Genomic DNA, 21511 nt, shown 5'->3' on the forward strand with positions numbered 1-21511 from the left:
TCTTGAACTCGCACATGCTCAATGCAGATAGCTGTTAATCCATCAGAATTGTTTTTATGAATGCCATTTTGGTAAGGAAGCCACACCAATTGCGCCAGTACAGCATCATTCGTTGATAATTGGCAGAGAACCAATCAGAACAATGTCTCAACCACATGTATGGAAGTCAGTTGATTTCATCGGCAGGCTTTGTTTATCAGCTGTTTTTGTTGTCGCAGTACCGTCAAAGATTACCAGGTTCTCATTAGTAGTTGAAACAATTTCAGGGCAAGGGATCCCAGCACCACTAGCACCCTTCTTGTTGTTGGCAGCAATTGCCTGCCTTGTTCTTGGCACAGTACTTCTACTATTTGGCAAGAGTCAAAAAATTGGAGCATCACTATTACTTATTTTTCTTGTGCCTACAACAATCATCTTCCACGCATTCCCCTTCCAGCCTAAAGCACTATTTATGAATGTTGGATTGATTGGTGGCCTAACTCTAGCCTTGACCAGACCCAAATTCATCGAATGAGAAGCTTGGCTATAAATAGCAAAGAATATGTTTTTTCTACATTGTTCTTATGTTATTCATAGCCATAATTTTTTATCTGGCATGCTAATATCAATCCTCATAGCACTTTGTTGAATGGCAACTTCCCAATAGCTTTATAGACAACATCAGCCTGCCTTCTAGCAGCGCTAGCCTTGCATGACTTAAAAATCTAATTTTAATTTAAAGGTGTCTTGTTCTGCCTCATGATCAACTCAATAGTAACAAGTTTAGGCACTATAAATATGAATCTTTTCGGATGAATCTTATTCTTATCTAATTGAGTAGTTGGAATCTGTTTTCTTCATTCAAAAAGGCTTATTCTAACGCTACGACTACATATTTAACCCATATTCCATTCTACTCATCGAACACCCACTCCTTGTTTTGGCATGATAATCTTCACTTTTAACTATTCTTATAGACTTTAGATAATGCTTCTTGGTTTTGACCGCTGCTTTGTTATTGACTTGATAGCATGATCAATGCTAATGCTGTTGGTTTAGTTTTCCAGATCAGTCAAATCAACCTAAGACAAAGGACCTGAATTAGAATCCAGGTAGTCTGCCTGACCACTATCCAAATAAGGCTTGATGGTGTTATTAAAATGATCTTCGCTAGAAGTCAGCATGATCAATCCGTTGCTTATTTCCCAATCCCAGGGTTGTTCTTTTTCTTGCTTGGCAAATTCTAAATTTCTTACTGTTACAGGTAATGAGGATGTGATTAGCCTGATACTCTCATTTTCTTGGGCTTCAATCTTGTGATTACACTCTACTTCTAGAAAAGTATCCCATTTCTTGGCAATCGCTTCCAATTCCCTATTATTAGAGTTTTCAGAAAGCCACTGCCTATTCAAATCACTAGCGCCAACATCTCCTCTATCCTCCTCAAGAATAGACCTCAAGAGGTAGTCTTTATTTCGGTCAAATAGTTCTATTTTTTGGCCATTCGACAAAAGCAGTAGCTGTGCTGGAGGTGGTGATTTATAGGCTCTGCCAATAGAAGGAAGGTCAAGTCCACCGATCCTTCCCTGCACATCATCCCAACAGTAATTTAACCAACGATCAACCCAAAAAAGCTTATATGAGATCAATTGTTGTTGACTAAGGCTGAAGTGTTCATCAAGAAAGTCCTCTTGTTTGTTGCCGTTAGCGGTCATAAGGTCGATTTTTACTTTTCAATAGATTAGAACGCCTGCACCTCGACCTGTAAAAGGTTTGAAGTCTAGGCATTATAGCCTAGCAATTCCCGCTATCACTTAGACCGATCACTGTCACCTTTTATCGAAAAGTAAGATAAAAGGTTGCTATTACAGTCATGAACATCAGCTCCTGTTAAATCGTTGTGATATTCTTTTCGGCTTGTACAATTTATCTGTTGAAGGCAACAACATCTTTGTGCTTGATCTCTATCACTTTTATATGCATAGCTTTGCCGCCTTCTTGGTGCCAGCTAAAAGGTTCAGGACAACATCTATGAATCTTGTACAGGTTTTCATTATTACAAGAATTTCCCATCATTCGGTTCATCTTTAACTGCAACTGCAAGGCTAGAACAACCCCAGATTATTTCGCTGCAGTTGTTCTCTTAGTCGTTTTAATCATCCGCCCAGTCTTGTCTCATTTAATTAAAATGATGTCGCTGAGCAGCAACAGGTCCGATATCAAAACCAGCTGGCCTCACTCACTATGGCCTTCTAACGTTGCCTTGAGCATTGACTGGTCCAACGACAAAGCCAAATCCGATACCAGTAGAGATGGCTCCAAGTTGATCAAGGCTTAGTTCTTGATCGTGCCGTTCCATGGACATGGTTTTACTCTGGTTGAGAAGGTTGTTTGCCTTCGATGCATTTAACTTCTCGCTGATCACTCGCTCTGGAGGTGATCTCGCTCAAATGAAAGTGTGACCTTGCTCATCGATCTCTAACTCCAGGGACTGTCTCGCTGGCGAATGGAGAACGCTTGATGCGGCTGTCTATTTCTTTTCCTTCTTGTCTGTTGCTTCTCTCGCCATTTCCTCCATGGAGGGACTGTGTGGTCAATAGCCACCCCTCACAGTAAAAAAACATGCCAAAACCAGCCTGGACTTCCTCCGGCGAGCATCAGCCAGATTTCAAGCGCAAATAGAGTCCAGGTCTGCCATTGTGCCCACTCCCTTGCATAGAGCTCCTGCCGCTGCAGTCAGAGCTTTTTCAGCCTTCTCCCCGTTGACGATATCGACGTCTTAGCAACCCATTGGATGCTGTTATCACCGGTCTTGATTGACCTTGCCATTGCCTGCCTTCTATGCCCTGCTTCGCTTTTTGCTATTGCGCCTGGAGGACTTCAAGTAACATTCTCTGCTGGTGATCTGTTGAACAGTGCTTATAACCGAGCATCATGGAGAGGGATGTTGCTGCAACGGTTCTTGAGAAACTGTGCGTTTAGAATCATCGCCGTTGGCAAGGTTCGCAAAGGCTGGATCCAAGACGGCCTAGCGATGTATCAAAAACGCCTACCAGGCTTGATTATCACAGAGGTTCGTGATGCATCTATGCCGCGAGAAGCGGAAGCGATCAGGGCCGCACTCAATGGCAACGAAGTGCTGGTTCCTCTTAGCGAAGAAGGGGAAGCGCTGACTTCAGTGTCCTTTGCTAAACGCCTTGAAAAATATGGCTCTCAACGTCTTGCCTTTGTGATTGGTGGCGCTGATGGCCTATCAGCAGAGCTGAAAAACTCAACCCAATGGCAGCTCAGTTTGTCTGCAATGACGCTTCCCCATGAACTTGCTCGCTTGTTGCTTGTGGAGCAGCTCTATCGAGCACAGACCATCCTGCAAGGAGGTAAATACCACAGGAGTTAACGATTCTGCAGATCTGAATTGCGATCACTGATAAAACAGCTGCATTCGATTAATATGATAACTCTTGAACACACTGAAATGGAAATCAGTTTAAGACAATGATGATGCTCAAATGTCAGATTGCTTCAGCAATATATGCCACAACACTCTCTCCAGAATGAAATTCAACCATCCTCCCATTCTTTATTAGTTGCCAGCCTGGGCTTCTGTTAATTCTTGGTTAACTAACTAATATTAGAACCTTAAAATAGGATGCTGACCAGGTTCATATTATTAATATTTACTTTGAGCTGACCAAGTTTCCAGTTGCCTTTAAACTGATTATTGTCCATCCACTAATCAGTTGAGGTCTTTTGATATGCCTGACGACGAAATTTTACGCAAAAAAGCGTTATCACAACTCAGGAAGAAAAGGATACTGAAGAGACAGGTTCAAACTTACTTCACTGTGAACCTTGCTCTGATTGTGATTTGGTTGGTAACTGGCATGGGCTACTTCTGGCCCATTTGGCCTATTTTTGGATGGGGCATTTCTCTTGCTGTGCAGTCTTGGAAGCTTGCTCATCCAGAGAGAGACTTCAGCACAGAAGAGATCGAGGCAGAGATGCGCCGCAGTTGATTTAAATCAATACTATTATATACACCTGTCTTTTTCAATTTGCTTCAGTTAAGTGAATGCCTAGAATAATAAGCGAGTTATAATATTGAGTAATATTAAGACCTAAATGCTTTTGCTATCCGAATCTTTCTCTGGCCAGCAAATGACTATGAAACGTGTTTCATTAATGCAGCCTATGACGCTAAGTCCCTAATCTCCTTGCGTCTACACCTTTTTAATTGATCATGCAAAGACTATTGCTTGCGCCACTAGCAATTATTGTGGTTTCGACGATTTCAGCAACGTCCTTAAATGCACATGATAATGCTAAATATAGCAAAGATCTTGGCGTTAAGATTGAAACACTTGTGCAAAGCACTAAGCAATGGGATGGAAACTTTCTTCCGCATTACCCAACCAGCAACGCTGAAATCACAGTTCTGCGTATCACGATTCCAGCCGGAGTCACCCTGCCATCGCATACCCACCCAGTCATCAGTGCAGGAGTAATCCTTCAAGGCACGCTTCAGCTAACTCTTCAAGATGGAACGACACGCCTTTTCAATCAGGGAGCTGCGCTCATTGAGACAGTGAATACAGTTCATACCGGAAAAAGTCTTGGTCCAAAAGACACTGTTGTTCTCGTTTTTTATGCAGGCAGCAAGCATCTTCCGAGGACTGTTCAGGTGAAAACGAAAGCCCTTTGAGAAAGGTTCCTTAGGCAGCGCTTAAAACTTAAAAGCTGGCAGGTGCAACAGAGCAGCTCGATCAAGCACGAGCGATCTTCTAAAGAGGTTGCTACCGCCCGGGGGCACACCCCTATCAAGCCAAATTAGAAAACCACCTCAATGGAACGGGTGTACTATCAGGCTGATACCCGATGCCGCGATGGAGTTCAGCGAGCCTCTTCTTCATTTGTGCTCCGAGCGGAAGCAGCAGATCCTGCCATTAGCGAGTGAGCACGTGGCGGCAGGCTTCCCCTCCCCTGCTGAGGACTATATCGAGATCGGTATCGACCTCAACGAACAGTTGATTCGTCATCCGGCTAGCACCTTCTTCCTGCGTGTTAGCGGCCACTCAATGACAGGTGTTGGCATCCACAATGGCGACCTCTTAGTTGTCGACCGCAGCCTAGATGCACGCCCCGGTCACATCGTGGTGGCGATTCTTGATGGTGCCTTCACGCTCAAACAACTTGTCCGCCACCGTGGTGTACTGCGTCTAGAAGCCGCCCATTCCAATTACCCACCGCTGGATCTGGCCCGCTTCGGTGACGTGCAAATCTGGGGTGTGGCAGTGCATTCCATTCATAGCCTCAACCCTGCGCAGCAAATATCCCACTCAACACAACGCCTACATGAATAGGCTCAAAATAGGCAAGACGATGAATAAGGTTGCCCGGCATAGCAATAGTGTTGTTGCTCATCTTTAAAGATATTACCTTTAAATCGTATATAGAGATAGGCAAGTTTGGTGGATCAAATGGATGACTTTTGTTGACCCAGATCGCGTAAGGCAAGGATGCGATCAGACCAATAACAATGAGAGGAGCCTTTGAAATCCCATAACGTGTCGGTCAACTGACCAAGCCATTGACGCCTTTCTTGTTGTTCATTTGCCTCTTGATCGGAAACCCAAGCAGAAACAGAGGTGTGGGAATAATCCAGGGATTTTTCCTCCGGCCCCCTTGCCCAGCCAAGATCTTCCAGATACTCGTGAACACATTCATCTACAAATGCAAACCAATCATGTAAGTGTTTAATGCCATTGGCTTTAATCGCTTTTTGCTGAAGCTCTGATGCTCCTTCTGGAGACTCAACATGGCCATGCACAGCTAAGATTTCTTCTCTGATATTGAGCCATTCGCAATCACCCTGTGATTGAAGCTCATAGTAACGTTCGCGGAACTGATCATCTTCCTTGCAAAGCCATTCGATCCAGACTTCTTCCATCAACTCTCTGATCTCTTGCCTATCTCCTCTTGATAGCCATTCAGAGAAGCTTTCCTTATTGACTCTCTGAATAATATCTTTCTGATGCTTGCTTAGAGTTGGTGCCATTGCAAATCCTTTTGTCTTGTTGGTTTTACAAAAGACCCGACCGACGCGGTTGCTCATAACATGGAATTAACCTAAGTGGCCAGGTCCAGCTAAGACGCCATAGACGACTTTTTGTAGACATTGTTAGGGATTCAGCTACGCCTAGCCGGCCATTGAGCCAGCATCCTCTATTGCAAAAGGTTTCTAGGTCACAACGACAGGCTTGATGTTGGAAACCTTGATGCAGCCAAGCAAGACCAATGCAGCCAAACAACCAATCAAAGTAATGATTGGCCGCCAGTCTGCATTGACATTCTCCTCGCCACATTGACGACAACCATTGCGACTGGCTGTCACAGCAAAGCACGTTCTCGCCATCAAACAGGCGCTAGTATCTCTGTACTAGGATAGGGCATAGTTTCGCTCGCTTCCCTCCAGTGCCATGTCTCGGGTCACGGCTCTGATCGACGGCAACAATTTCTATGCCTCCTGTGAGCAAAGCCTTGACGCCTCGCTGATCGGTCGTCCTCTGGTCGTGCTCTCCAACAACGATGGCTGCATTGTTGCTCGCAGCTCCGAAGCGCGTGCTCTCGGGATCAGCATGGGCACGCCCTATTTCAAGGTCCGTCACAAATTGGACCGACTTGGCGTTGTCGTGCGCAGCTCCAACTACGCCCTCTACGGCGATATGAGCCAACGACTGATGAGCTTGCTGGAAGCCCATTGCGAGGAGCTGGAGATTTACTCGATTGATGAAGCCTTTGCTTACATCAATGGTCCCTCTGATGACAACCTAAAGCCCTGGGCCCGTCAACTACGGGCCCAGGTGCATCGCAACCTGGGCCTACCGATAGCGATCGGACTTGGCGCCAGTAAAGGTCAGGCCAAACTCGCCAACCACCTGGCCAAGGCCATACCGGCTCACGCTGGAGTGTTCAACCTACTCACCGCTAGTGATCCAGATACATGGCTCGAGAGCGTCGCTATCGAAAATGTATGGGGGATCGGTCGCAAGTTGGCTCATTGGTGCCGACTTAGAGGCGTAACCAATGCCCGGCAATTGCGCGATATGCCACGTAGCAAACTTCATGCCCGCTGCGGCGTTGTAGGCATACGCCTACAACGAGAATTACAAGGTTATGCCTGCCTTCCTCTAGCCCTAGCCCCAACATCAAAACAGGAAACCTGTGTTAGCCGCAGTTTTAGCCGACCAATCGCCAACCTAGAGGAATTACGCCAGGCAATCGCAACCTACGTGGTGCGCGCCAGTGAAAAACTGCGACGACAACAGCAACGGGCCGGGATCCTCACCGTATTCACACGTACCAGCCCATTTGCACCATCGTTTTACAGCCAAGCCGCTACCATCCAACTGGATTTGCCAAGCAACGACACTGCAATCTTGCTAGCAGCAGCCTTGCCACTAGTAGAGCGAATCTACCGGCCCCATCGCCGCTTAAACAAAGCCGGGGTGCTGATGCAAAACCTACAGAGCGCAGACCATCTGCAACAACACCTGCTGGTAGCAGTTCATGCCGATGAGCAGCATCGTCGCGATCGACTAATGAACACCGTCGACCGACTCAATCACCGTTACGGCAGCGGAACCGTGAGTTGGGCTGTTTGTGGCATGCAGCCAGGATGGAGCATGCGTCGTCATCAACTCAGCCGCGCGGCCACAACTCGCCTCAATGACGTGCCGTTGGTGCTGGCCTGAAATTTAGAATTGAATGTCAACAGATCTCATTAGTTAGTGGATTGGGCTGGATTTGATTTGCTCGGTTCCATCCACATCTCCAATCCATAAAGAATGCGCCATGCAGAGAAGAAAGAAGTGAGGATAAATAGAAAAGTTACTATGAAAAAAGTCTTGGTCATTAGACGAACAAATGAGAGCCTGGCTGATGGTCTAGAAGGCAACAAGTGCGTGGTTTCATGAGCCAGGCAAGTAGAGCAAATTATTGAAGACCCTCCCGTTCGCTGAATACTCTTGGCAAATGCTTCAGTAATCTCAACAGATTTACCGCAAAGTCTGCAAAGGTGACTGAACGCCATTAAAATAATCTCAAGGCAGAGTAACTGATCTACAGATATACAATGAAGAAGAGAGGTTTTGTTATTTGATCATTAGGGGGTGCATGCATTTTAAAATTGCTGCAGAAGTTGCACCTCCTCTTCGCGACGATTCAACAGCAATACCATGCGCTCACCATGGCAAGCGAGGCCGGTCTGATGACGCAGCAGTTCAGTACTAGCCAAGGCGACCCCACAAGTTTCAACCAAAAGCACCGGCAAAGTTGCAGCATGACCTTGCATGCCCTGCAAATCAAGCGCCTGACGCACTGCGCGTTTTGATTTATCCATTCCCAGCCGTTCAACAAGCTGAGGCCAGAGATGATTCACCGGCGTGCAACCAGCAAAGGCAATAGGGACGTCACTCATCAGAGGCTAATCGCAGCAACCTTTGGATTAAAACAGCGATCATGAGGAAAGTTGTTGTACAGCTCCTGCAATCATCGCCGGGGTTACCGGAATCGTCTCGATTGCATCGGCATTATCAAGATAAGCGTCGAAGGAAGAGTAGTGATCCACATGAGGATTCGCCCCGTCCTTCGCACAGGCTTCTGTCCAGTCGCCATCTTCAGGTTTTACCACGATATAAGCCTGGAGCGACTCCTCTAAATCACCTCCATCACCAATGCCCTCACCGTGCCAAATCGCTTCGTAGAAGCTCATGCCATCAAATTTAAGAAGAGATCATCAGTTTAAAGAGCCATGCTGCAGTTAAAAGGCCTCAGTACACCGCCGTAGAGACAACCATCTGCTAAGATTGACAAGTGAGTTTCATCTTTAAGCTCCACAACTTGACGCCTTATCTGACAGCCCTACAAAGGATTCGCTGACCTGCGTAGCTGTTGCTAATGGACTGAAACGTCGATGGTAAAGCTTCGCTGAGCGGTGCATTCAAAAGCTAGAAAAGATCAGCGACAAGATGCAAGCAGGAATCGTGATGGTCAATCAAGACAACAAGTTCTTTGATATCGCCGATTGGCTTGTGAAGCGCATCCACAGACTGATGACCTAAGCCGGAATGACATCCTGGCCTGAGAAGCCACCACACCGCTGCTGATCTAAGTGACCAATATGCTTGCGCTCGCTGTAATAAAGCTCCTGGAAACGCAACGCATCGCTGTTGAGCTCCTCAAACATTGCTTCGATACGCTTTTCCATATCGACTGATTCAGTAGGTTGCTGTCGCTCTTCTTGAATCAAAGCAGCAATACAACGCTCAAGAGTTTCAAGACGCTGACCACCCCAGGCCTCAAGAAGATGACGACAACGCTTGAGGGATTTCTGGCGTTCTAGAGCCGCTGCTGTGCCCCGGAGCTGAAGCAGTGGCTTAGCCATAGCCGCCAAATGAACCTCGCCAGGCTCTAATAACGGGGTAAGACGAGCGACTAGAGCACTGTTCTCCAGGAGCAACTGATCGGTAAGCAGCCGTGGTAACTCAATATCCTCCAAATCATGACCAGAGTCAGTTCCGCGACTGATCGCCTCTAAACGTCCTGCACCAAGATTGGTTTCCTCCAAATCAGTGATCGCCGCCCAAAGCAAACGGTGATGTTGTAAGGCAAAATCCTCCAGCTCTCGTTGTCGTAACTCCCTGCGAATGGCAGCCCGATGATTTGAGCAATGGAGATATAACCTCAGGATTTCCGCCTCGCTGCGCTCCCGTTGACTGGCCTCGCCAGGTTGCTCATGGCGACTTGAGCGGCCATGCCAGCGCTGCCCTTTCACTTGTTGGCGCAGATCTTCCTCCAACTGCAAGGCCAACCGGCCCTGCCCACCGCTCAAGCGTTCGGCAACCTGTTGCAGGTAGTGGGTCCGTACGGCCGACTGGGGCAACTTGCCGAGCAATGCAACCAGGCCACTCACTGCTTGCTGAAACTGATCCGCTTGACTTAAATCACGGCCCTCCAACACCTGTTGAATCTGCCAATCAAGCCAAAGAGGTGACTGATCTAATAGAGCCCTGTAATCGCCAGCACCATGATCTTTGAGAAATTCATCGGGGTCTTTGCCAGAAGGCAAATGAAGCACTCGTAATTCCAACTGGCCTTGCAAAGCCAGTTGTTCAACTTCGCCAATGGCTCGGTTCGCAGCACGAACACCGGCTCCATCAGCATCAAAATTAAGCACGATCCGCTTCCCTTCGCTGCAACGGCAGATCTGGGTGATCTGCTGACTACTCAAAGCAGTGCCTAAGGAGGCCACTGAATTGGTGACACCTGCAGCATGCAATGCAATGACATCGAAATATCCTTCGACTACCACAGCCCGGTCATCCTTACGGATGGCATTCGCCGCTCGATCCAGTCCAAACAAATGCTTGCCTTTCTCGAACACGTCTGTCTCAGGAGAGTTGAGGTACTTCGGCTCTGAGCCATCGAGACTGCGTCCACCGAAACCAATCACCCTTCCCTGGCGGTCGTGGATCGGCACCATCACACGATGACGAAAGCGATCGTAAAAACCTCCTCCCCCCTTGCGCGCCACAACAAGCCCGGCGGCTTCCAGTAATTCAGCAGACAAACCTTCCACCTGCTGGAGGTGCTTGAGTAAACCATCCCATTGCTCAGGGGCATAGCCAAGCCCGAAGGATTCCAAGGTGACTTCACTAAGGCCCCGCTTCTCAGTGAGGTAATTCAGCGCACTTGCACCAACTGGCGTACGCAGCTGGCCACGAAACCAACCGGCCGCCAATGCAAGCGCACGATGAAGCTTGTCTCGACGAGAGAGCTGCTGACGTAGTCGTTCCTGCTGGGGCCCCTCGACCGTCTCAACAGGTAGTTGATACTTGCGAGCAAGCTCCAGCACCACATCACCAAAACTCTGGCGCTGAAACTCCATCAGGAACTTGATCGAGTTTCCACCAGCTCCACAAGAGAAGCAGTAATAAAACTGCTTCGTTGGCGAGACCGTCATCGATGGTTTGCTGTCGTCATGGAACGGACAGATCCCTACGAATTCACGGCCCTTTTTCTTTAGAACCACATGTTCGCCAACGACATCAACAATGTCGGCACGCTCCTTGACGGCCTCGATCGTGCGCGGGTGAAGACGGGGGACGGGCATGACCTTATTTTGCTGGTTGCGCCGTGAGAGGTCGAGAAGAGAACATGATCAGCAAAATCAATCCATACGACAAGCAAGGCCGAGATCAATAAGAACTCAAAACCTCTTCAAAATCGTCCTCTCTGTATTGGCAGCGCAAACGGCGTAATCAGCCCTGCCGCAAAACGACAAAACTTTGATCGAGATCAATCGAGTTGCAGCACATCACGTGTATTAGAGCGTCGAATTGATTCCTGCTGCTGATAAGACGCCAAACAGCCATCACGTATCACCAATAGGCAATTGACATAATCAGCACCATCAATGAGAGCTGCACGAATGGCTTTTGCTGCGGGAGTGCGATTACTTTCGCTGGATGATTCTTCATAACTAAAAGTGCCTGCAGCCGCAAGGCCATAGGCCCCTGCCCCTCTTGCTCCGGTTGCACCTCCTACAAACCCAGCCAAGGGAGCCAAAGATCCGCCGGAGCCTTTCTGCTTAGCTGTGCTGGTCGCACGCCCCTCTACTGTTCGCGCACCGATAACCTCTCCAGTGGAGGAATCCACCACCCGTAGGTCGATGGAAACATAAGCCTTGGATTCCGAAACAGTCTTCGAGCCTCCAAAACCCATAAAGCGCATCCCACTTCCAGATTGCTTTGTTTCAACCCCATCCTCGTAGCCACTCACACGCCCCATAATTAAATATTGGGCGCCACGCATTTGACGGCTACGTGCGGCGTTTCCGTCGTTTCGCACAATCCCCAACTCGGCAAGCTCTTGCTCAGAGAGGACGGCCTTGAGATTCTGCCGTTCCACGACTGTTAGTCCACCAGCAAGGGCTAGTTCATTGGAAAGAGCATCCGCGAGCTGACGGCTCACACGCGGGCTCCACCAAGACAACCTGCCTACCTGGTTTTTAAAGTCAGGTACAGAAACCGTTGGGCCAGCCCAGGCAGTTACTGGAACAAACACAAAGGAAGCCACCACAGCAGCAACTCCAAAGGAGGAGAGTTTCACGGCTTTTGAATCCATTAGAGATTTCTACAGTCGGGCAATTTAAAAAGAATTAGGAGAGTGGGTTGCTTCTCGTAAAGCAACGCGACTTGCCATCACCAATTTGGAACGTCATGGCGATCTCAATCCTGTTGCTGGTCTTTCCTTGCTGCAATGGCTTTCAGGGATGGCCTCTTCTCTTGTGTTGTTGACTATGCCATTGCCTCAGTTCTGCGGATGAGATGAATGATGTCGATGCAGGGCAACAACCAACCGCAGACAAACAGCCAATGGCGTGGATTCAAATCACTCCTGCTCGCCGCTCTGGCCTTCAGCTTGATGACCGTTTGCGTAAAACACCTTGGTGGTCGTTTGCCTGTCGCAGAAATTTTGTTTGCAAGATCTCTGATCAGCCTGGCAATTACTCGGTTCATGCTCAGTCGGGTTGGGGTTTCCCCCTGGGGACACCGTAAAAGGTTGCTGTTATTGCGAGGGCTGCTGGGCACAGCGGCATTGTTCTGTGTATTTGACGCCTTGGCGTCCTTACCCCTTGCTACAGCAACTGTTCTGCAATACACCTATCCAGCTTTTGTTGCGTTAGCGGCATGGATGTTTTTAAGAGAAAGAATCCATCCTCGTATTGGCATAGCAGTATTTCTTGGTTGGTTGGGGATCACCCTGGTTTTAAAACCCGCATGGCTTGGCACAAGCTTCACCGGTTACTCCCCTTTATCTGTCTCTATTGCACTTTCAGGTGCTCTATTTACAGCTCTGGCCTACGTCTGCGTACGTGAGCTTTCCAAGCAGGAACATCAACTTGTGATCGTTTTCTACTTTCCATTGACATCAGTACCAATAGCCTTGCTCTTCCTCGGGAATCATGGAGTCTTGCCACTTGGAATCGATTGGCTCTGGATACTGGGTATTGGCCTATTTACCCAACTAGGGCAAATCTGGATTACCGAGGGATTATCTCTTTTACCAGCAGCTACAGCAGGTTCAATTGGCTATTTCCAAGTTTTGTTCGCAACTCTCTGGGGTGTACTGCTGTTTGCTGAACCTGTTGATGGCTGGTTCGTGATTGGAGCTCTGTTGGTCCTAGGAGCAACACTCATCAGCTTCAGAAGCAGACAAGAAAATATCCTAAAGCAACCAACATGAAAACAAGATAGCGACCTCAGTCTTGTTGATGGAGTTGTAAACCATGGGTGGGAATTTCTGTAAAAATACCTTAAAAGGGAACGCCTAGGATCACCTTATGAGAATTAGGTCTCGTCTCTTTTAAGCTGTCGAAACATTTCGTAGGTAGTCAAGGTTGGCAGGGGAGTCTTGTAACCCTTTTCCTGGTTCTAAAATGGGGTCAGAACAACCTAGAAACTACTCCCACCGGTGGTCTTGAACCTAGAATCTTCCTTCTCTTGACCATCCAAGTCCTCTAATGCTTTCTTTACTGAAGCCCCTGAATCTTTTGGGTTATTAGATTTTAGATCAAATGGAACACTATCTATGCCACCACTAATACCTTTCAACTCATCATTTGAGAGTTCCTCGAATCTTTCTTCCCACTGCTGAGAGTTCCTCGTTTCTTCGTCTGTCATTAGGTGTTTCTGCTAGGTATTCTAATGATGGGCCATGTGAGGAGATAATCTAGTCACATGTATCTAAAAGAGACGGAATTTTTATGGGTTTATTGGTTGTATGGATTTTAACTTAAATCCCAATATCAATAAATGACCACAAGATAAAAGAATGTAGAAGTAAACCAGAGGCCTTGTATAACTATCATCCCGCAAAAGACTTAATCATTAAGGGTAAAGGTTGGAATAAAGAGAAGGGTGAAAGTCTGAAAGAGAGAACCAGAGCTTGTAGATTATACTTGCCCAGAATCAATGGGTTCTATTGAGTCTAGCTTTACTCAGTAGATGAGGTTGTCTAACCTCGTCAAGCCTATAGGTAAAACGGTATCCAGGTTCTAGTTCTTCTTTGAGTAGACAGTTTGGGCTTCTCTTCTGAAGATGGTCATCAATAGACAGGCAAATGCAACTCACCCTTTTTAAAAAATGTTCTAGAAATTTTTCAAACGAACTTTCTACAGGTAGGGAATCACTAGGTAGCTGTTAAGCAAAGTCACCCATTACCCCCAAGACCCAATTCTCACGAAGATGAGTGTCATCTCGCTTTTCAACATGCACTCGGCCCATGTCTGCTGAATTTCCCGTCTCAAGATCTAGGAGGCTGGTAATAGCGGTTTGCAACAACTCAATCTGTAGTGCCCGGGCTTCTGGCGGACATCCACTGGCGCGGCTACTGATAACCATTGCAGGAATTGAGTTTTAGACCGGTTACGCAAAGCAAAACAAGCTCCAGAAGTTCTGCGCAGGACCTCGAACGATCAAGCAGAGGCTGGACAGATCAGGCAGCATGGATGACATCAAGAGCAACCTCATGATCGGCTGGCTGCAAGGGCAAAAGGTAGAAGCCTGGCAGCAAGGGACTCGGCAAGGAGTCGTTCTGGCATGTGCTGGTGTTGGTTACGAGGTTCAGATTGCACCGCGCCATCTCAGCGAAATGGAGCACGGGCAAAACACATTCATCCTCTGGATCCATCAGGTTCAGCGTGATGATGGATCCAGCTTGTTTGGCTTCCCGGAACGACGAGAACGGGACATGTTTCGTACCTTGATTGGTGTTAGCGGAGTGGGGCCCCAGATGGCCCTCGCTCTTCTAGAGGAATGTCAGACCGGAGAACTTGTAGAGGCGATTGTGCAGGGAGACCTACGCAAGCTTTGTCAGGCTCAAGGTGTAGGCAAGCGCACAGCCGAACGTCTTGCGGTGGAATTGCGCACAAAGTTGGCTGAATTTAGTTGTCGTGATCCTGGAATGTCTCTGGTGGACAATGGTGTGATCGATTCGCATCAGCTCAAGGATTCAAGTCTGCATGAGCTACAGATCACCCTTGGGGGCCTTGGTTACGAAGATCTTGAAATACGCCGTGCCATAAGGGCTGTGGCCAGCGGTGCTGCAATAGGAGCCAGTGACATGCCTGAGTCTGTCCCCTCCATTGACGACATTGACGCTTGGCTGAGAGCAAGCCTGCGCTGGCTTAGTCAGGAAGCTGCCTAAAAAATGGTCCTCAAAGAGTTAGATTGTTTTTTTGGTCTCTTAGGGCAAAACGCCAAGCATGTCGCTCGATACAACAGAAAAGCAACAGCTGATCAATGCCAACCAAACCCATGGAACCGATACAGGGTCTGTGGAGGTGCAAGTGGCAATGCTTAGCGAGCGGATTACAAAGCTCAGCTCGCACCTGCAGGAGAACAAGCACGACTTCTCATCCCGTCAGGGACTGCTCAAGATGATTGGTCGTCGCAAGCGCTTGCTCAGTTATGTACGCGGAAAAAGTGAACAGCGCTACAACGGCCTGATCACCAAACTAGGCATCCGCGGTTAAATCCCTTTTAGCGATTTCCCTCTAATTCTTAAGTAGATGGCCGAACGAAGCAAAGCTATGCCTTTCGGGCCAGAAAAGAGCGGAATGGCCAACAAAAGCCTGCCCCCAAAGGGATCCAAATCGCCAAATATCAAGAAAGCAAAAGCGACTTCCAGCAGTCAGCAGGCCATTCCAAAGCCGGTGGCAAATCGCATGCTGCGGCGCGTGATCTTTGCCTCGGGTCTGCCTACTGCTGCAGGGATGGGTGTTTTTGTAGTTAGTTATCTGATTGTGAGCCGTGGCATTGCTGATATCTCACCATTCATCACGCTGATCACTTCAGCAGCCTGCTTCCTTGTTGGCTTGATAGGACTGAGTTATGGGGTTCTATCTGCCAGCTGGGAAGATGCCCCAGGCAGCCTGCTTGGATTGGAACATATTGGTCGCAACATAGGAAGAATGCGCGATTCAAGCAAAGCTAATCAACCTGGCTCAAAATCAGATACCAAGCCAAAGGAATCCGGACAAACATCAGACAAATAGTCGGTCGCTGCATCGAGCTTTGAATGCCTGCTGTTGAAGAGAACTGAGTGCAGCAGAAGCGTCTCGAACGCAGAACTGATGACCTAGGCATACGTAACGCACCTGGGGACCCTGGCGAACCGCTGCCACCACAGGTACCCGCACGCCAAATTCATCCTTGGCTGGGCGATGCTGATGGAGACATTCCCGAAGCTTGTGCTGCACAGTGATGTCACAGGCTTCATCAGGCATCAACTCCACCAACAGCAGTCGTAGGTCATCGATGGCGCGGCAATCATCAATGATCAATTGGATACGGTCGTCGCGACGATCAACAGAGGCCCAGATGAGCAGTCGCGCTTCCAACATGAGGTGATCTGATAGACGGGCATAGCTCTTGGGGAACACCACAGCTTCGCAACCACCGGTGAGATCCTCAATCTTGAGAACTGCCATACGATCGCCCTTGCGGGTTGTGACTTGGCGCATCTCCGTCAGCATCGTGATCACACTGACCTTCGCCTTGTCAGGCTGATCCTCAAGGCTGGCAAGACCAATGGGCGCCAGTAATTGAGCTGGAGCAGTGAGCTGCTTGAGAGGGTGATCAGAAAGGTAGAAACCAACCAACTCTTTTTCAAGTCTCAGCTTTTCAGTCGGTGGGTAGTCGGGAACCGGTGCTGCTTTGGGTGCAGTGCTCAGCTCATCAGACGTTTGCTCGTCTGCTGCTCCAGCTACAAGATCAAATAGGTTGCCCTGACCACTGAGTCGATCACGGGCACGAGAAGCAGCCCAGTGGATCAGAAGCTCCAAGTCGGCAATTAACTGGGCCCGGTTCGATTCAGGGTCTATGGCATCTAGGGCTCCGCAATGAATAAGAGATTCCAACCCGCGACGATTCAGAACAGTGGAGGGCAGACGATCACAGAGATCGGCAAGGGAGACAAAGGGGCCATCACCATCGCGATTGGCAATTAGCTGCCTGATTGCACCATCGCCAAGATTTCTCACAGCAGAAAGACCAAACAGGATGCGATCACCAGCAGGGGTAAAATCAATCCCTGAAGCATTCACATCTGGCGGCATCACTTCAATTCCCATCGCATTGCAGTTCGAGATATAGCGCTGCACCTTGTCACTAGCGCCAGCATTTACTGTCAGTAATGACGCCATATAGGCAACTGGATAATGTGCCTTTAAATAGGCAGTTTGATAAGTAACAGCGCCATAAGCTGTTGAGTGACTCTTGTTGAAGCAATATTCGGCGAACAAAACCATTTGATCGAAAAGCTCATCGGCGATCTTCTGATCAACACCACTTTGACTTGCTCCTTCAACAAAAATACTGCGATGTTTCTGCATCTCTGAAACCTTTTTCTTGCCCATTGCACGCCGTAGCAAGTCAGCTTCGCCCAGAGAATAGCCAGCAAGATCTTGGGCAATCTTCATGATCTGCTCCTGATAAACCATGATCCCGTAAGTCTCCTTAAGGATTGGTTCAAGGGCAGCATGAGCAAAATCAATTGCCTCTCGACCATGTTTCCGATTGATAAATTTTGGAATCAATCCGGCATCCAAAGGACCTGGTCTGTACAAAGCTAAAATTGAGGAGATATCTTCAAGAGATGAGGGGCGAAGGTCACGCACAATCTGTCTCATCCCAGTCGATTCAAGTTGAAAGATGCCCTCAAGATCTCCTCTTGCAAGTAAGGCAAAAGTTTCAGGATCCTCTGTTGGCAATTGATCAGGATCAATTCTCTCTCCATTGCTGACTTCAACAAGCTCAAGTGTTTTGTCAATCATGGTGAGATTCTTGAGCCCAAGAAAATCCATCTTTAATAACCCCATCGACTCAACATCCTCCATGAAGTATTGAGTAATTACCTGTCCATCGTTATTACGCTGAAGGGGTACAAGATCATCTAGGGGCTCAGCAGCAATGACGACTCCAGCGGCATGAACGCCAAAGGTTTTATTTGTACCTTCAATGCGCATCGCCATATCGACCCATTTTGTAACTACTGGATCGTTCTGATACTTCTCACGGAATTCAGCATTCGGCGAATCGCTGCCGATCATCGCAGCTAGTTTTGCAGGCTTTCCCCTTACTACGGGAATAAGCTTGGCAAGTCGATCGGCATCTCCATACGGAATATCAAGCACACGGGCTACATCCTTCAAAACGGCCTTGGAGGTCATTCGGTTAAAAGTGATAATTTGAGCAACCTTGTCTTCGCCGTAACGACGCGTGACATAGTCGATCACCTCACCACGACGTTCAATACAGAAATCAGTGTCAATATCAGGCATCGACTTACGCTCAGGATTGAGGAATCGCTCAAATAACAATCCGTTTTGAACAGGATCAATGTTGGTAATACCAAGGGCATATGCCACGAGTGAGCCAGCCGCTGACCCCCTCCCTGGTCCTACTGGAATGCCCTGTTCACGTGCAAAGCGGATGTAATCCCATACCACCAGGAAATAGGTGGGGAAGCCCATCTGTTCCATCACGCCCAGCTCATAGGTGAGCCTTTCGCCGTAATGGTCATCAATTGGATCTGTCGTTGCCAGTTTCAACCTTTGCCGTAGCCCCTGCTCAGAGACCTCGTGTAGATAACTCACGGCGCTATGTCCTTCAGGAATCGGGAAACGAGGCATCTGATAACTACCGAGGATTGAGTATTCCTCTACTTTTTCGGCAACGGCTGCTGTGTTGGCAATAGCCTCTTGCAGCACATCAGGTTCGAGATGATCGGCGAATAGCCGTCCCATCTCCTGTTCAGACTTGATGTATTCAGTACCTGTGTAGCGCAGACGCTTCTCATCACTGATCAACTTGCCTGTCAGCACACAAAGCAGGGCGTCATGGGCCTCCACATCGTTCTTGCTGAGGTAATGGGCGTCATTGGTCGCAATCAGCTCAATCCCTAGTTCTTTGGCGATGTTCACAATCTCTACATTGACGATTCGGTCTTCCGGCGAGCCGTGATCCTGAACTTCGAGATAGAAGTCTTTGCCAAAGACCTCCTGGTACCAACGAGCCACATCCCTTGCTACATCAATGCGACCGCGCAAGATGGCTTGAGGAATCTCCCCACCAAGACAAGCGGTGGCAACAATTAACCCTTCGCTATAGGCCTTCAGCAGTTCTTTATCAATGCATGGCCTTGCAAAGATGCCTCGGCCGCGCATGCCGCGCAGATGGCTAATGCTGGTGAGTTTCACAAGATTGCGATAGCCAACATCGTTCTTAGCAAGCACCACCAGGTGATAACGACGCTCCTTCTTCGGTTGCGGATCCTCAATAGACCCGTTGATCACATACATCTCATTGCCGATGATCGGCTTGATCTCAGCGTTCTTGCAAAGCTTCAGCAGTTCAATGGCGCCATACATCACACCGTGGTCGGTGAGTGCCAGAGCGGGCATGCCTAGCTCCTTGGCTCGCTTCACCATCTGGGGGAGCTGTGTAGCTCCGTCCAGAAGGCTGTAGTCGCTGTGGTTGTGAAGAGGAACGAATGCCATGCCCCTAGCCTAGGAGGAGGCGCAAGATGCAGGGTTGTTCAAGTAGCCAAACGCTGCATCTAGTGCAATAGATCGTTTAGGGAATGAAGTTTCCCTGCGGGTGATTTGCCATCACGTTTGCTGCTTGCTCATAGTGAAAAGCCACTTGCAGGAGGCGTGACTCCTCCAGCACATTGGCAATCAACTGCACCCCGATCGGAAGGCCATCGTCATCGAATCCACAGGGAAGACTGATGGCAGGTAAGCCAGCCAGGTTGGCTGGGATCGTCAGCAGGTCAGCCAGGTACATGGCAAGTGGATCATCAGCGTGGGCACCGACTTGGAATGCAGTGGTAGGTGATGTGGGTGTCAGCAGCACATCGACCGTTTGGAAGGCCGCATCAAAATCTTGACGGATCAATGTGCGGACCTGCTGGGCTTTCTTGTAGTAAGCATCCATGTAACCAGCCGACAGGGCATAGGTGCCGATCAGGATGCGTCGCTGCACCTCGCTACCAAAACCCTCTGCGCGACTTCGGGCTGTCATCGCGGCTAGAGCATCAGCTCCTTCAGCTCGGTAGCCGTACTTCACCCCGTCGTAACGCGCCAAGTTTGCCGAAGCCTCCGATGGGGCTATCACGTAATAGGTGGCGATGCCATCGCTAAAGCGTGGGCAACTCACCTCAACCAGTTCCGCTCCCAAGGATTGCAGCTTCTCTGCAGCTGTTAAAACTGTTCTCTTCACTTGCGCGTCCAAGCCGTTCTGGTCAAAGCACTCACGAATCAAGCCGATGCGTACCCCAGACATTGGTTGCGAAAGGGCAGAGCAATAATCGGGAACAGCAACATTGAGACAAGTGGAGTCACGAGGATCAGATCCTGCGATCACTTGTAAAAGCTCAGCAGCATCGGCCACGTTGGTCGTGAATGGTCCAACCTGATCAAGAGAACTGGCAAAAGCCACCAAACCCCAACGACTGACACGGCCATAGGTGGGTTTAAGGCCTACGACTCCACAAAATGAAGCGGGCTGACGGATTGAGCCCCCAGTATCCGAACCCAAGGCAGCCATGCATTCACCTGCCGCAACAGCTGCTGCACTGCCACCAGAACTGCCACCCGGCACACGGCTGATATCCCAGGGATTGGATGTAGCCCCAAACGCAGATGTCTCGGTCGAGCTACCCATGGCGAACTCATCGAGATTTGTTTTCCCGAGAAGCACAGCACCGGCCTGCCAGAGGCGCTCAGTGACGGTGGATTCATAGGGCGGCACAAAGGTTTTCAGCATTCGACTGGAACAGGTGGTGCGTATTCCTTTCGTGCAGAGGTTGTCCTTAATTGCCAATGGCACACCAGCCAGAGGTGGCAGAGACTCACCCGCAGCCAAGGCCTCATCGATGCGATCGGCATCGGCACGAGCTCGATCTGCTGTGATATCCAGAAAAGCGTGCAGAGTGGGATCCACCACTGCGATACGAGCAAGTTGGTGATCTGTGAGTTCCCTGGCGGAAACCTCGCCGAGCTTTAGTTGCTGACGCCATTCAGCGATCGCCATCGGCTTGCGGTGCTGTGCTGTGCAGCAGCGACGCTATCAGTCGTCTGACCGGCCTTCGACTGCGATCGTCAGCGGCTCAACGCGACGACAACGCACGAGGGTGTGATTCACAGACGCAGGTCCCTCAAAAGAGAGATCCGCAACGAAGGTCGATAGCTTGCCCTTAAGACTCTTTCGGGTCAAAAAAGGGCCGAACCAATAGGTGATATTTGGTTCACGGGTTTCAACCCTGGCCCACCAAGCCAAACCAAAGCCATTGACGAGGCTACGCAGCGGCCTAATCAATGAGCCCATGATTGAGGTTGGCGGATGAGCATTATTTTGCCTCGTCATGTTCCAATTGGTGTTCCGCTGTCGGCTGCCAAGGAATTTTT

Annotated in this window: 22 protein-coding genes; 10 read left to right on the forward strand and 12 right to left on the reverse strand. The window is 48.9% G+C overall.

What is annotated here, in order from left to right; all coding sequences use genetic code 11:
• The first annotated feature begins 142 nt into the window (after positions 1-142).
• Positions 143-514: a DoxX family protein gene (locus tag SIB68_RS02305; protein ID WP_063400435.1), complete on the forward strand. Its 372-nt coding sequence runs from the start codon at positions 143-145 to the stop codon at positions 512-514.
• A gap of 547 nt (positions 515-1061) precedes the next feature.
• Here SIB68_RS02305 and SIB68_RS02310 read toward each other — a convergent pair.
• On the reverse strand, positions 1062-1694 hold the full coding sequence (locus SIB68_RS02310) for a hypothetical protein (protein WP_063400436.1): 633 nt from the start codon (positions 1692-1694) through the stop codon (positions 1062-1064).
• Positions 1695-2923: 1229 nt separating this feature from the next.
• Here SIB68_RS02310 and SIB68_RS02315 point away from each other — a divergent pair.
• From SIB68_RS02315 to SIB68_RS02330, 4 genes are all read left to right on the forward strand, one after another.
• On the forward strand, positions 2924-3376 hold the full coding sequence (locus tag SIB68_RS02315) for a 23S rRNA (pseudouridine(1915)-N(3))-methyltransferase RlmH (RefSeq protein ID WP_063400690.1): 453 nt from the start codon (positions 2924-2926) through the stop codon (positions 3374-3376).
• A gap of 358 nt (positions 3377-3734) precedes the next feature.
• Complete coding sequence (locus SIB68_RS02320; RefSeq protein WP_063400437.1) at positions 3735-3995, forward strand: 2TM domain-containing protein; 261 nt, start codon at positions 3735-3737, stop codon at positions 3993-3995.
• A 347-nt stretch (positions 3996-4342) separates the two neighbouring features.
• On the forward strand, positions 4343-4681 hold the full coding sequence (locus SIB68_RS02325; RefSeq protein ID WP_236068968.1) for a cupin domain-containing protein: 339 nt from the start codon (positions 4343-4345) through the stop codon (positions 4679-4681).
• Positions 4682-4862: 181 nt separating this feature from the next.
• A complete protein-coding gene (locus SIB68_RS02330) occupies positions 4863-5339 on the forward strand; it encodes a LexA family protein (protein WP_063400439.1) in 477 nt (158 codons plus the stop codon).
• Positions 5340-5452: 113 nt separating this feature from the next.
• Here the strand turns inward: SIB68_RS02330 and SIB68_RS02335 are convergent, their stop codons facing one another.
• Together SIB68_RS02335 and SIB68_RS02340 are read right to left on the reverse strand one after the other, a co-directional pair.
• Positions 5453-6091 (reverse strand): hypothetical protein, encoded by a 639-nt coding sequence (locus SIB68_RS02335; RefSeq protein WP_063400440.1) that lies wholly within the window; start codon positions 6089-6091, stop codon positions 5453-5455.
• A 126-nt stretch (positions 6092-6217) separates the two neighbouring features.
• Positions 6218-6391, reverse strand: coding sequence for a hypothetical protein (locus tag SIB68_RS02340; protein WP_155724944.1), 174 nt, complete (start codon positions 6389-6391; stop codon positions 6218-6220).
• A gap of 64 nt (positions 6392-6455) precedes the next feature.
• On the opposite strand from SIB68_RS02340, the gene SIB68_RS02345 reads away from it, so the two are divergent.
• Positions 6456-7730, forward strand: a complete 1275-nt coding sequence (locus SIB68_RS02345; protein WP_063400441.1) for a Y-family DNA polymerase — start codon at positions 6456-6458, stop codon at positions 7728-7730.
• A 428-nt stretch (positions 7731-8158) separates the two neighbouring features.
• Here SIB68_RS02345 and SIB68_RS02350 read toward each other — a convergent pair whose 3' ends face one another.
• From SIB68_RS02350 to SIB68_RS02365, 4 genes are all read right to left on the reverse strand, one after another.
• Positions 8159-8455 carry a hypothetical protein gene (locus SIB68_RS02350; protein WP_011130018.1) on the reverse strand — a complete coding sequence of 99 codons (297 nt, stop codon included), beginning with the start codon at positions 8453-8455 and terminating at the stop codon, positions 8159-8161.
• Positions 8456-8494: 39 nt separating this feature from the next.
• Positions 8495-8749, reverse strand: coding sequence for a hypothetical protein (locus SIB68_RS02355; RefSeq protein WP_011130019.1), 255 nt, complete (start codon positions 8747-8749; stop codon positions 8495-8497).
• Positions 8750-9094: 345 nt separating this feature from the next.
• Positions 9095-11149, reverse strand: coding sequence for a DNA primase (gene dnaG, locus SIB68_RS02360; protein WP_063400442.1), 2055 nt, complete (start codon positions 11147-11149; stop codon positions 9095-9097).
• A 185-nt stretch (positions 11150-11334) separates the two neighbouring features.
• Positions 11335-12147 carry a CsgG/HfaB family protein gene (locus SIB68_RS02365; protein WP_236068971.1) on the reverse strand — a complete coding sequence of 271 codons (813 nt, stop codon included), beginning with the start codon at positions 12145-12147 and terminating at the stop codon, positions 11335-11337.
• Positions 12148-12369: 222 nt separating this feature from the next.
• Between SIB68_RS02365 and SIB68_RS02370 the strand changes: the two genes are divergently transcribed.
• Positions 12370-13284, forward strand: a complete 915-nt coding sequence (locus tag SIB68_RS02370) for a DMT family transporter (protein ID WP_063400444.1) — start codon at positions 12370-12372, stop codon at positions 13282-13284.
• A 209-nt stretch (positions 13285-13493) separates the two neighbouring features.
• On the opposite strand, the gene SIB68_RS02375 is transcribed toward SIB68_RS02370, so the two are convergent.
• The gene (locus SIB68_RS02375) at positions 13494-13721 is read right to left on the reverse strand and encodes a bacteriocin (protein ID WP_063400445.1); all 228 of its coding nucleotides are present in this window, start codon (positions 13719-13721) and stop codon (positions 13494-13496) included.
• 519 nt (positions 13722-14240) lie between these two features.
• Positions 14241-14441 carry a hypothetical protein gene (locus SIB68_RS02380; protein WP_063400446.1) on the reverse strand — a complete coding sequence of 67 codons (201 nt, stop codon included), beginning with the start codon at positions 14439-14441 and terminating at the stop codon, positions 14241-14243.
• A gap of 127 nt (positions 14442-14568) precedes the next feature.
• Here SIB68_RS02380 and ruvA point away from each other — a divergent pair, with 127 nt between their 5' ends.
• Genes ruvA through SIB68_RS02395 form a run of 3 tightly spaced genes read left to right on the forward strand, consistent with a single transcriptional unit; the run spans position 14569 to position 16096 of the window.
• Entirely contained in the window at positions 14569-15246 is a 678-nt protein-coding gene (gene ruvA, locus SIB68_RS02385) for a Holliday junction branch migration protein RuvA (protein ID WP_063400691.1), read from the forward strand.
• A 58-nt stretch (positions 15247-15304) separates the two neighbouring features.
• Positions 15305-15574 carry a 30S ribosomal protein S15 gene (rpsO, locus tag SIB68_RS02390; RefSeq protein WP_011130024.1) on the forward strand — a complete coding sequence of 90 codons (270 nt, stop codon included), beginning with the start codon at positions 15305-15307 and terminating at the stop codon, positions 15572-15574.
• 36 nt (positions 15575-15610) lie between these two features.
• Positions 15611-16096, forward strand: a complete 486-nt coding sequence (locus tag SIB68_RS02395) for a PAM68 family protein (RefSeq protein WP_063400447.1) — start codon at positions 15611-15613, stop codon at positions 16094-16096.
• On the opposite strand, the gene SIB68_RS02400 is transcribed toward SIB68_RS02395, so the two are convergent.
• From SIB68_RS02400 to SIB68_RS02410, 3 genes are all read right to left on the reverse strand, one after another.
• Positions 16085-19600 carry a DNA polymerase III subunit alpha gene (locus tag SIB68_RS02400; RefSeq protein ID WP_063400448.1) on the reverse strand — a complete coding sequence of 1172 codons (3516 nt, stop codon included), beginning with the start codon at positions 19598-19600 and terminating at the stop codon, positions 16085-16087. The genes SIB68_RS02395 and SIB68_RS02400 overlap by 12 nt on opposite strands.
• 76 nt (positions 19601-19676) lie before the next feature.
• Positions 19677-21137, reverse strand: coding sequence for an Asp-tRNA(Asn)/Glu-tRNA(Gln) amidotransferase subunit GatA (gene gatA / locus SIB68_RS02405; protein WP_063400449.1), 1461 nt, complete (start codon positions 21135-21137; stop codon positions 19677-19679).
• Between the two features lie 36 nt (positions 21138-21173).
• A complete protein-coding gene (locus SIB68_RS02410) occupies positions 21174-21470 on the reverse strand; it encodes a DUF1816 domain-containing protein (protein ID WP_081215534.1) in 297 nt (98 codons plus the stop codon).
• Positions 21471-21511: the final 41 nt, after the last annotated feature.

Origin of the sequence: Prochlorococcus sp. MIT 1323 (assembly GCF_047304905.1) — a bacterium.
GTDB lineage: Bacteria > Cyanobacteriota > Cyanobacteriia > PCC-6307 > Cyanobiaceae > Prochlorococcus > Prochlorococcus marinus_D.